This is a genomic window from Rosettibacter firmus (assembly GCF_036860695.1).
GTDB lineage: Bacteria > Bacteroidota > Ignavibacteria > Ignavibacteriales > Melioribacteraceae > Rosettibacter > Rosettibacter firmus.
On sequence record NZ_JAYKGJ010000001.1, the window covers coordinates 246902 to 260638 of the forward strand.

Here is a 13737-nt window from a genome sequence, read left to right on the forward strand (position 1 = left end):
TACTTTGCATTCAACAACAATTAATTTATATCACATTACTTCTTTTACAAATTCAACAAGCTTCTTTAATTCAATTGAATATTTATAGAACTCATTGACAGTCATTTCTTTTAAAAACAAAATACCGTGTGCAGCTCGAACTCTTGGTATCGGATGATTTAAGAAAAATTCTTTACCAAGATAAGTCCTAATTTTTTGATATTGCTCAACTTGAATGTGTTGAACCAGTTTACTGAATGGTCCATCATATTCCCAGCTTGGAAAACTTGCATCTTTTTGAGAGCCGTAACAATTCATAAAAACACTTTCAAGAATAGCCATTGAGTTTAAACTCACAGGCACATAAATATTTGCCTCTGCTGGATGAAATCTATACCATACATTTCTGTATCCCCAAATTTTCAAATTTGACACATCCTCTTCCTTTTCATACAATTTTATTGCTTCACTAATTGCCTGTAAAACTTTATAATGAGTATCTGGACCACTTCCTTCGGGATCGAAAGCAAGTGTAATAATTGTTGGTTTAATTTTTTTCAGCAATTTATAAATTGGAATTACATCTCTTTGCAATTCGGGATTTTCTGTAAAAATGTTCCCCTGATAAAATCCCAATCTCAAATGAGAAATATCTTTAGTGCTGAAACCATAATGAGCCCAGGTTAATTCTTCTTCCCATTCTCTAACCAGACCTTTAAGTTTTTGTACATAAGAAATATCTTTTTTACCTGGATACTGTGTTTTAAAATAATTAATTAATTCATTAATTCTATCTACTAAATACTTTTCGCTATCTTCTTCATATATCTCAATTATATTTCTTAGTAATCTTCTTGATATTGCTTCTGTACATTTAGCGGGATTATTTTCTGCTATGCCATCAAGATACAAACTAACATCATTATTTTTTGCCAGGATATTATCTGAATCAAAATAACCTTCGTTAAGTTTAGAATTAAATATACCGGAAGCTAAATGTTCTTTTAGTTGTGTTAATAATTTCAACATATAACCATTTGTAACAGCAGTAAAACCACTTGTAAAAATTGCAAAATGATGTTTATTAAGTGGTGTTCTTACTAAATGAGTTATAAATGCAAGGTAACCAAGTATTATATCATCGTGATGAGGACCTGTATGTAATATAACCTGATTGACTGGAGTTTCCATCCCTTTGTTCAATCTATCTATAATTGTTTTATGTATTTTTTCATTAATCTCTTTTATTGATTTTCCTGATTTCTTCAATACTAACGAAGCTAACTTATCACTCTCATAATCTGTTTTATTTAAAGAAAGAATTGGTTTATTAATTTTTGTTGATAAATCGAGTACTGCTTTTTCAATTAAGAAATCAGAAATTTTATTTTCTTTTTCGATATTAAAATAAATTCGTTCACTTAGTTTTGAAGCTGAACCATTAGTTAAATAAAAACGAGAATTTTTCAATCTTTGCAAAACTGTGGCTGGATAACGATTTGTAGGAGAATTTTCTATCGATTCTTTTACAATATTAGCTTTTGATTCTCCAGCTGCAATAATGATAGCGGTTGCATCAGGATTATAAGTTATTGTATCCAAGCCAATTGTTATTACCAATCTATTTGATGCAATTTCAAAACCACCTAAATCTGTTGATGCAGCTGCCTGTGTTTGATAATTGGTTGTTGTCAATCTTGTAGATGAATAATGATCACTTCCCTGAACATTAAATCCAATGTGACCATCCGGACCAATTCCACCAAGAAAAAATCCAATACCACCCATCTCTCTAATTTTCTTTTCGTATTGAGTACAAAACTCATCGACAATTTCTATTGCTTCCTTTTGCAGTCTTTCGAGCCTATTGGCTGGTAATTTTGTTCTTAAAGAAAGATCTACTTTATTATCAGGAAAAATGGTCGAAAGAGGTAAATTTTCTGGAGTAGGAATTTTATTAACATTTATCAATAATGCATTATTAATATCAAAGCCAAATTTTTTTATATAGAATTTTTTGACATAATAATAAAAGCTATTGTGTTGTGATGAATCAATCGGATAAAATTCATCTATCTGAACAAATTTATATTTTTTTAAATCGGGTTTTCTTTTTGTATCTAAATCTACTCTTTTTAATATTTCGATGACTTCGGGTTTATCCCAATTTTTCATTATGTAAGTAAACCAGTAAATAAAATATTCGGGTGTTTTTCCTGTAGGGAGAGAAACAACACCTTCTGGATTTTGCTGCAACCATTCAATAAAACGAAGTGCAGTTAATTCACCTAATTCTGGAATATTTTCAACCTGTATTACAGGTATTTTTTCTGTTGGTTTATAAATAAATTTTTTACCAGACTTTTTTAAAAAATAATATTCAACTTTCGAATTTGTTTCCATCTTCCTCCTTTCGTATTACTCAATTTTTTTATTTAATTCATTTAAGGCAAAAGAATATGCACCAAGTGCAATAGCTTTACTCGTTCCTATTTGAGTTATTCCTATGCCAATCTTTTTTGATGGATTATAATTAGCTATTAGATTTGTTCCATAAACAGGTATAGCTCTATACTCATTTACTAAAAATTCTTTTAAATCATTTTCATTTGTTAAATCATAAATTTCTGCCATTAATCTTTTTACTTTTTTGCCATCCAGTGATTTAACGTAATCACTTTTCATTTCTTCAATTAAAAATGGCATAAAAAGAGGATATGCACCTGCAAGTCCTCCACCAATTACTACAAGACAATCAAGCAGTGTAATTGCATTTGCAAGAGCATCGCCAACAACCTGTGCCATAGTTTTATAAGCTTGAATTGCTGCTTCTTTATTCCCTTGTTTTATACCCATACCTATTTCAAAAATTTCTTTAGGTGTAGGAGCTTCAGAAATATTTATTCCGGTCAATTCACTATAAACTCTTCTTACTCCACGTATACTTGCATGTTCTTCAACATATTCATTTGGTGATATTCGATTTCTCATCAACCAGATTTCACCAGCCATAGAGTTATCACCAAGATACAATTGACCATTAACTGTTAAACCAAATCCAAAACCAGTTCCTAATGTTACACCAATTAAGTGTTTATATCGTTTTGGATTATTTGCTTCTTCTAATTTTTTATTTATCCATGGAAGAAATCCCCATAAAGCTTCTCCATAAGAGTATAAATCGCCATCATTATTAATAAAGACAGGTAAATTAAATTTTTCTTTTAAGAGAGGACCTAAAGCAACTCCGCCTCTATAAGCTGGTAAATTTCCAAGATCTCCAATAATTCCATTAGGATAATCTGCTGGACCAGGGAAAGCGATACTAATTGCAACCGGTTTTTCTTTTACTTTACTTAAAACAATCTTAAAACCTTCGATAATGTTATTTAATGATTTATCAAGATTATTTGCTTCTGAGTCGAATCTGATATCTTCTACAATTTGTTCGCCAGATTGGATTGCTGAAAATACAAAATTTGTTCCTCCAGCATCTAATGTCATTACAATTCGTGAATCTGATTTCATAATTTAATTCCTCTTAGAATTAAGATTTTTTATAAGAAATTATTGCAGTAAATAATATGTATAATAAACATATTAAAGGCACATTAAAACCAATTAATAGACTTTTTGCGTCACTAATTTTACCCATTATCAATGGAACTATTGCTCCACCAGAAATAGCAGAAATCATCAATCCAGAAAGTTCGTTTGACCTTGCTGGAAATTTTTCGATTACAAGTGAAAATATTAGCGGGAAGATATTTGCGAATCCAAAACCTATCAAAATAATTCCAAAATAAACTAAATATTCTTTAGCTGTAAATAATGTACATAAACCAATAACTGAAAGTAATGTAGTAATTAAAAAAAATTTTTTTGCATGAACCTTATTCAAAATTTTTGCACCAGAATATCTTCCAATTACCAATGGAAGAAAGAATAATGACCAGCTAAGCCATAATGAATAATCTGACTTCCCAAAATATTCTTTTATATAGATTGGAATACCAGAACTCATTGAGACTTCTGCCCCCACATATAGAAATATAGAAATTACCATTAAGAGAACATATTTTTCTTTTAATAAACTAAAGCATGAACTGAATGTTGCATGTTTTTTTTCAAATTTTGTTTCAATATTTAAATGCTGAATTGAAAAGAATGTAAATAAAACTAAGACTGCAAAAACCGGGAATAAAATACTCCAATCTAAATTAAAATAAATTGCAGAAATTGGAGGAAGTAAAAATCCTATTGAAGATCCAATTGACTTATAAAACTGTGCTAATGATAAATTTTTTGAATATTTCCCTTCCGGTGAAACATCATATACAACTGGATTACCAACTACTTGAAGAATAGTTGCCCCTGCACACAAAGAAAGAATTGTAATTAATAATAAGTAAAAGTTAAGAGAATTGTTATTTGTGAATGAAATATTATTACCATGCAATCCACTTGCTATTGCAATAAATAAACCTGTTAATGCTGTCATTAAACCAATTTTTAATACAAATTTTTTACCAACTCTATCCTGAATTATTCCTACAGGAATTGAAAGTAAACCAAACATAATAAAACCTGTAAAGGGAATTAACTGAGCCATAGTATAAGATAATGTAAACGATTCTTTAGCTAAACCAACCAATGGTCCTACTACATCACCAAAACCCATGCATAAAAAAATTAAATAGATTGGAAAGATTCTTGTTTTCATGAGCATAATATTATTTGTGAATTGAAAAGTTAAGTGAATGTAAATTTGTAAGAACTTAATTTTGAGAAAAATAATCAGCCGGTTTTGAAACCGGCTGATTTAATAATAGGGGGAATTATTTCATCAATACAACTTTTCTAAATGCTTTGAAAGAATCGGATTCAAAACCAATTAAATAAACGCCACTGGAAACCTGTCTACCTAAATCATCTCTTCCATCCCAGGAAGCTGCATATTTACCTGGCATCATTTCTTGATTGATTAATGTTCTTACTTTTTGTCCAAGAATATTATAAATGGTTAATCTTACTTTAGCCTGTTTTGCAATGCTGAAATTAATTTTAGTTTCAGGGTTAAATGGATTTGGATAAGCATCAGAAATTGAAAAATCTGTAGGAATTGTATGGTCAATTTCTTTGATACCAGTTAACCAGAGTTGTTTCTTTTCAGGGAACCAGTTTAAATCACCAACTGGATATCCATCTGTACCAAAAGTCATAAGAGCTGAATTTGAATAAACTAATTTTTCTGGAATAGGCCATTTTGGCGGGAAGTTTAATTCATAATGCCATGGATTATCAAGTTTTCTGGACGCAATTTTTCTTACATAATCAATTAATTGATCTAAATGACCTAATACACCTGCATCAGTGAAGTTTGGATTAGCATCAATATTATTAGTGCAAGCAATATTAGGTGAATAATCCCACGATTTAGGATTGGTAAGAGAATCCAATGCATCCTTTCCATAATCATTGATCCATCTAGCTAAAGTAATTTTACGCACAAATAATCTTTTTCCACCTGATGGTATTTCAACGCTATCAGCAATTTTAACTGTGTCGTTCCAGTCATTATAAAATTTTACAAGTTTTTCCGGGAAATGATATACATTATTGACTGTAATATGAACTCTTTTACTTGGTACAAAAAACGAAGAATCGATACCTTTAGCAGGCTCGACAAATGCTTCTGGACCAACTACACTTCTACCTTGATAAGTTCCAGTTCTTCTAATCTGGTATATACTTGAAGAAACTGTATCTGGCCAGTTAAAGAACCAACCACCCATAATTTGTTCAGGATCACCACCCCATGCATGCATAGCATACATCAAATTATTTCTCATGTATAAATTTGAAGCCTGTCGGGTTAAAAATGGATTAACAGCACCATAAACCATGGTATTATGTTCAAAAAGTGAATAAGGATCATACCCACGAATAGAGAAAATATATGAATTACATGCAAAGAATGTGTTGTTTATAAACTTAATTGTATCAGGTTGATCAAGACCTCCGGAAAGGAATGGTTGACCACCAAAGTAAGCAGTGGAATGTAACATATTTCTAAAATGACAATCCTGTACATCTAATTTTACAAAATCAGCTCCATCAACACGAATACCAGCTTCTGTGAAACCATCAAATACAACTCTTCTTAATTTTAGAGAAATATTATCTGCACCAATATGAATTCCTCTACTCCAACCAAGAGTTTTACCATCTGCACGCATAGAAAGTAAATATAAATCATTTAATTCAACTTTAATACCCTGCTTAATTAGTTTAAAGAACCATTCTTCAGAAGAACCATCTGCACGAATTGCAGGAGCTAATACAGGAGGACGTTTTGTAGGATCCCCTTTAGCAATAAAAGTACATGGGTGATTAATTTCAAAAGCTTTTTCAATATAGTAAATTGCACCCCGATCTAAAACATAGACACGATGTGCACTAACTGCTGTGTCCGCGTTTATTATATCACTAATTTGTAATGACTGAGCACCAGGGATATAAACTGTATCTGTGGTTGATTGAGCAAATAGATTATTAATTAGTGGTGTTACAATTAATAGTAACAAATAGAGGTAGAATTTTTTCACCTTCATAACATAACTCCTTATAATGTTATTAAATTATAGCCTTACCAGGCAGTTATTTATAAGAAAAAGCATTAAATGATGCTCCTTATTTTTTCATATTATAATTTCAAACGTACTCCAAGCTCTGCAGTCATACCATAATGTTGTCTAAGAGTAACAAATCCCGTTTTTTGATTAATGTCCACATCGTCTTCACTTGTAAAATTATTCAGGTTAAAGTATGCTTGAATTCCATACCAAGGGAGTTCCTGTTTTACAGAAAGATCAAATCTTATATATTTATCTGAGTGAACTCTATTTTGTAGCCAGAAATCTGGTTTCTTAAAAATATTATCCTGATAAAGCATTGATATTCTTAAAGAGAATCCTTTATAATCATAACCCAATGCTATATTAAGAATATCATTTGGTTGATTTAATAATCTTGTTGTATAGAAAGTATCTATTGAAACTGTTTTTTGAATATATGTTTCGGGATCGAGATAAGTATATAAATATGATTTTGGGTAATCTGCTTCTGAGAATATATGAGTATAGTTTACATTAAGAACCAAACCTGATAATGGACCTGGTAAATACCAGAAATGTGTTTGCCATTCTGTTTCCATTCCAATTACATCAATAGGAATGGAGTTATTATCATAAGTATATAATGTAAATTTCTCTTTCCTATTCTTTAATTTTTCTTCGAGTTCAGGATATTTACTGAAGTTCTGTGGATAAGTTTTAACTGGAAAGATTAAATTTTCGATACGTTTTTTAAAACCACCTATACTTAATAAACCTATACTATTTGTATAAACTGCTAAAACCACATCCAGGTTTTCTGACGTTGCAGGTTTTAATCTATAATTGTTATAAAGAATAAAGTTTGTACCAATGAAATATCTTGGAATAATTGTATTATAATCAGGATAATTCAAAGTATTTGTATAAGCTACTTGCAGTTGTAACCAATCAAGAGGTTTAAATCGGAAATGAAACATAGGTAACCAGTAACCATGAGATTGTTCTTCTTCTGCATGAGTATATTGAATACCACCTGGAATTTGTTCACCTCTAATACCTTTATACTTGGTAGTCAAATTTTGATATCTAACACCAGGAATAATAGAAAACATTTGACCAATATTTAATGTTGCCATTACATATGCAGCACTTTTTACTTCGTGACCTGAATAATCATATAAAGTTGATTGCAACTCTCTTGGTTTATATCCACCACCACCTGCCCCTACACCATAATTTTTTTTAGCCACTTCAATTACATCCAGCATCAAATTAACATTAAAAGGTGGGCCTAATGTATAATCTCCATTTAAGAATTTTCCATAGCTATAACTTGAATCAATAAAATCTGCAAATGTTATGCTTGTTCCAAATTGTGGATATGCACGCATTATTGCAGCAGAAACCTGAGCACCATCATCATAAAATACAGAACCACTATTTTCATTATAATCATAAGTACGTTTTCTATACTGATAAGCTCCACCAAATTTTATTTTGCTTGTAAGTAACTCACTAATTGTAATATCTCTACTAATATCTATAGCACTATTATAGGTTCTATCTTTCGTATTATTTGAAACATTGTATATATCGAAAAATACTGCATTATCAGGGTCGTGAATTACATGTTTTACTATTTCATTAGGTGGTGCATATCTGAGCAGAGTAAACTTATTTGCAAAGCCAGCTGCATTCTGCCAGAAATTAAATCTTACATCTTCAGGATACTTACTTCCTGAAAATGAGTGAGACAATTTTGCATCGATAGTAAAACCAGCTAAATTATGTTTTATACTTAAGAGATTACTATAAACATCAAGTATATTTTTTGAGTTAGTTGCAGAATAAAATAAATCATCATCAAGTAAAGAATAAGATTCATTTCTTGAAATTGTTCTTGTATCACTTCTACTAAAGAAATTCATGAAACCTATACTTCCATTTTCATATTGATAATCCAGAACAAGAGTAGCACCATATCTCTGACGATCTCTTAAAACATCAGTTAAACTCATTGATTGAAATTCAGGATTGCCTACATCTGTGATAAATAATTTACCTGCAAAGTTGTAATTAGAATTAAGTTCGTTAGCACTCAAGTTTCTCTTTTCAGCACTACCCTGCAAGAATATACCAAAGCTATTATTCCAGAATCTCTGTTCGTATGAGGCTACAAATTTGTAATCTTTATAAGTGTCTTTTAAATTATTATAACCACCCTGAGAAAAGATTTCAAAACTTGGTTTGCCAAATTGAGTTTTAATTGCTTTTCTCATAGTAAAGTTTATTACACCACCAAGTAAAGTAGCATCCATATCTGGTGTAATAGCTTTTACTACTTCAATTCCACCTAGCATATTCGATGATATCATACTTAAATCTGTAGCTCTATCTTCAGAAAATGATAACTCGTCATTAGCTCTGTATTCAGATTTATGTTCATTTGGATCACTTGAAGTTACATTTGAAGGAAGTTCAACACCATCAATTGTTACACGATTATATTGTGGAGACAAACCACGAACAACAACTTTAGCTCCTTCTCCGCCTGTCCTTATAATAGAAATACCAGGCAGTCTTGCTACAGATTCTGCTGCGTTTGCATCTGGTAATTCTCTAATTCTAGCAAATGAAACAACATTTTTAATAGCTATTGAGGTTAATTGTTCATTAATTGCTTTTGCTTGCCCTTCTGCTTGAGCAGTAATAACTACTGTATCACCATAAACAGTTTCTGGACTCAGGTAAAAATCATGAACTGTAGTTTTTCCAGCCTGTACATCTATAGTTACATCTGAATTTTTATAACCAAGAAATGAGGCTCTCAATTTATACCTGCCAGCAGGAACATATTTAATTACATAATTGCCATCCATATCACTTGCGCTTCCCAGACTTGTCCCAACTATAATCACGTTTGTAAATGGGAGAGGTTCTTTTGTTTGAATATCCCGTACTTTTCCTTTAATAGTTCCACTTTGTGCAATGATTGTACTTTGGGAGAGAATTATAAAAATCAGAAGAGCCTCAATAATTTTTAACTTCTTATTCATATAAACCTCAATAAAGATTTATAAAAAATTGTTGTTTCGTTTTTTTGTAATAAAAATAAACTTATGTAAAATAAAAAGCAATACCTTTTATAAAACATTCATATAATCACAAATTACAGTGTTTTTTGACATAATAAATTTTATTATAGAAAAAACTAGGTGGTTTTTAGTCTATATATACGTTTTTTTCTATTATTTTTTTATTATCCGAAGATGTACCAATCATAAATATATATTCTCCTTTTTGAAAATTATAACCATCCTTTTCAGTCCATCTAGTTAATAATTTTTTATCTATACTTATTTCTACTTTCTTTTTTTCTTTAGCTTTCAAATAAACTTTTTTAAAACCAATTAAACTTTTTTCTTCGTAACTATCCTCTGGATATTTTACATATAGTTGTATTGTTTCTTCTCCATCATAAGGACCTTTATTATTTACATTTAGAAATAAATTAATATCATTTGAATTAGGTTTTACTTTTATCTCAGGATTTCCTAATGTAAAAGATGAGTAAGATAATCCATATCCAAATGGATAGAGAATTTTATTTTTATAATAGCGATATGTTCTATTAGACATATTATAATCACTAAATTCAGGTAACTCATCTAAAGAATAATAAAATGTAACTGGTAATTTTCCTGAAGGATTATATATTCCAGTTATTATATCATAAATAGCATCTCCACCTGCTTGACCTGGATACCATGCTTCAATAATAGCAGGTATATGTTCATTTTCCCAGTTGATTGTTAATGGTCCACCATTAAATAAAACGAGTACTATAGGTTTACCAGTATTATATATCTTTTTAATAAAATTTAATTGTACTTCTGGCAGATTTAATGTTAATCGATCTCCTCCTTTAAATTCTTTTGACTCTGTTTGTAAAGCTTCACCTTCTAAACGAGGTGAAAGACCCATAAACATTATAATTAATTCCGATTCTTTTGCAATTCTAAGTGCATTTTCTTCCATATAATCTTCTGGTAAAGACCACAACAATTTCATAAATGAATAGCGTTCTTTTTTGTATAGTTCTACTTTAATCTTATAAACCGAATCTTTCTTTAGTTCTATAAAATTATATTTTATTTCGGGATCAAATTCTCCATGATACTTTACCAATAGCGAATCATTTAAATATATTTTAAAACCATTATAACCATACCCACCCAATGCATATTTACCTGTAACAGGAGGTAGAATATAACCTATCCATACTATACTAAAAGTATCTGAGTTAGTAACTGGTGATTTATCCAGCCAGCTAAAATTAATTTCATTATCTATTCTTATAAATTCTGGATTGCCTTCCATTTTAGTATTTGAATAATATTTCCCTATTAAACCATTCTGCTTTTTATCAATTGTTGTATATAAATACTTACTGCTTATTAAATCAAATGATGGAATGTTTTCGGCAAAATAACATCCCTTCTCATAAAGTATTTTAGTATTACTCATTCTTGTTTGAAATGCTTTTAGTGGTGTAACAGGATTTGAGGGAAAACCAAAATAATTACCAAGTAAACTTTCCAGGTTATCTGCATTTGGACCTATAATGGCAATAGTTTTATAATTTCTTTTTAGTGGCAATAAATTATTATCATTTTTAAGTAAAACAATTGACTTTCTTGCTGCTTCAAGTGCAAGTTGTTTATTTTGTGGTGTATCAATATCTTTTTCTGTTAGATTACTATATGGAACTAATTCTGGTGGATCAAACAATCCAAGTTTAAAACGAATTAAAAATATTTTTTTTACTGCCTCGTTAATTATTTCTTCATTAATTATTCCTTTTTTAAAAGAATCATATAATAAATGATACGAATTACCACATTCTAATTCGGTACCTGCAATTAATGATAAAACAACTGCATCTTCCAATGTTTTTGTTACATGATGAGAATTAAAAATATCATGCACAGCCCAACAATCAGATACTACCAAACCATTAAATTTCCATTCATCACGTAAAATCTTTTTTAATAAAAGATTACTTCCGCAACATGGTTCTCCAAGTACCCGGTTATATGCACACATTAGTGATTGAACATTTCCTTCTTCAATACATTTTTTAAAATGTGGTAAATAAGTATTTCTTAAATCATATTCACTTACAATTGCATTGAAATGATGTCTTTCAGATTCAGGGCCACTATGAACAGCAAAATGTTTAGGAGTAGCAATTGTTTTAAAATATTTTTCATCATTACCATGCAATCCTTTTATATATTGCACTGCAAGTTCACCTGTAAGGAATGGATCTTCACCATAAGTTTCCATTCCTCTTCCCCATCTTGGATCTCTAAAAATATTAATATTCGGAGCCCATAATGTTAATCCACAACTACCAAACTGTTTCTTTCTTACGGCAATATTGTATTTTGCTCGTGCTTCGGTTGATATTAATTCACCAATCTTATACATTAAATCTTTATCCCATGTAGCTGCCAAACCAATAGGCATTGGAAAAACTGTAGCCAAACCATTTCTTGCTATACCATGAAGAGATTCATTCCACCAATTGTATGCTGGAATTCCCAGTCTTTCTATTGCAGGTGATTTATGAACCATTTGAGAAATTTTTTCTTCAATTGTCATTCGAGATATTAAATCATCTACTCGTTCTTCAAATGATAATTTATGATCTAAATATTTTGGTATTTCTTGTGGGACAATAGTTTTTGATAGAAATAAAATTGTTATTATGATGAATAATCTATTATGCATAAAAATCCTTTACCTAAAATATTCTTTTTAATATATCTGGCTTTTCATTGTACAATTTTAGAATCATCTCGCCAAAAAGTGAATTAGGCCAAGGGAACCAGCTTCGTGTGTAATCATATGGATTATCTTTATTAAATGATTCATGCATGAAATATGTATCTGCATGTGTGTTCTTAAGGAATCTAATATTATTTATAATTTCATCTTCGTTATCAGTTGTAATAATTCTCATTATTATACTTAAATGCCAGATGTTATTTAATAACGTATGTGGACTACCAATTCCTTCTGCAAATTTTCCTCTAAAGAAATATGGATTATTATCACTCAAAATAAATTTTCTTGTCTCCTGATAAATCTCGTCATCTTTATTTAAACAACCAAGGTAAGGAAGTGATAATAAACTTGGAATGTTTGCATCATCCATAAATAATTTATTTCCAAAGCCATCAACTTCATATGCAAAAATTTTATGATAATTTAGATGTGAACTTACAGCATGTTCATATATAGCTTTTTCAATTTCATTGGCAAGAGAAATACATTTTTCAGAGAATTCAAAGTCATTATATATCTTAAGATACATTTCAGATAATTGCTTCAATGAAATAACAGCAAAAAAATTAGAAGGAATTAAAAATGGAAAAATTGTTGCATCGTCTGAAGGTCTAAATATTGAAACAATCAATCCATTTGGTTTAATTGGATTTCCGTAGCCATTACCAGGTACTGTATCTGTACTCCAAGCTGTCACTCTTCCAAATTTATATGAACCACAACCATACTTACGTTGCTGTTCAATAAATGTGTTGTAAATTAATTTAGTAGCACTAATCCATTCATTATTAAAGCATGAAGTATCTCCTGTTAATTTCCAGAATTTATATGCCAATCTAATTGTATAACATAAAGAGTCCAATTCCCATTTTCTTTCATGCAATTCTGGTTTCATTTCTGTTAAATCATTACTCCACATACTTTTCTTTTTATCATAATTAAATGCATTAGCATAAGGATCGATTAAAACACATTTTGTTTGTCTATTGATTAATCCCATAATTAAAAGTTTTAGATTATCATCTTCATTAACAAATTCTAAATAAGGCCAGATCTGTGCAGTTGAATCTCTTAACCACATTGCATCAATGTCGCCTGCTAAAATATAAGTATCGGGAATCCCATCATTAAAAGTAAATATAACACTTGTATCTAATGTATTAGGAAAGCAATTAGAAAAAATTTTTGCAAGTTCTTTATCAGCAATAAAATCAGAAACTTCTTTAATTTTTTCTTCTATTGGTTTACTGATAAATTTTCTTTCTTTTAGTGCTGGCCGAGAGTTCAT

7 protein-coding genes are annotated in these 13737 nt (G+C 30.0%); all 7 read right to left on the bottom strand.

All coding sequences use genetic code 11. The features are described from left to right. Positions 1-30 precede the first annotated feature (30 nt). Positions 31-2382, bottom strand: a complete 2352-nt coding sequence (locus VJY38_RS01025; RefSeq protein WP_353678810.1) for a glucosamine-6-phosphate deaminase — start codon at positions 2380-2382, stop codon at positions 31-33. A gap of 15 nt (positions 2383-2397) precedes the next feature. Further along, positions 2398-3507 (bottom strand): ROK family protein, encoded by a 1110-nt coding sequence (locus tag VJY38_RS01030; protein WP_353678811.1) that lies wholly within the window; start codon positions 3505-3507, stop codon positions 2398-2400. 19 nt (positions 3508-3526) lie between these two features. Then, positions 3527-4702 (bottom strand): MFS transporter, encoded by a 1176-nt coding sequence (locus tag VJY38_RS01035; protein WP_353678812.1) that lies wholly within the window; start codon positions 4700-4702, stop codon positions 3527-3529. Between the two features lie 115 nt (positions 4703-4817). Continuing rightward, entirely contained in the window at positions 4818-6593 is a 1776-nt protein-coding gene (locus tag VJY38_RS01040) for a T9SS type A sorting domain-containing protein (protein WP_353678813.1), read from the bottom strand. 92 nt (positions 6594-6685) lie between these two features. Further along, positions 6686-9652, bottom strand: coding sequence for a TonB-dependent receptor (locus VJY38_RS01045; RefSeq protein WP_353678814.1), 2967 nt, complete (start codon positions 9650-9652; stop codon positions 6686-6688). Between the two features lie 166 nt (positions 9653-9818). Next, complete coding sequence (locus VJY38_RS01050; protein WP_353678815.1) at positions 9819-12392, bottom strand: glycoside hydrolase family 3 C-terminal domain-containing protein; 2574 nt, start codon at positions 12390-12392, stop codon at positions 9819-9821. A gap of 13 nt (positions 12393-12405) precedes the next feature. Then, positions 12406-13737 carry a glycoside hydrolase family 125 protein gene (locus VJY38_RS01055; RefSeq protein WP_353678816.1) on the bottom strand — a complete coding sequence of 444 codons (1332 nt, stop codon included), beginning with the start codon at positions 13735-13737 and terminating at the stop codon, positions 12406-12408.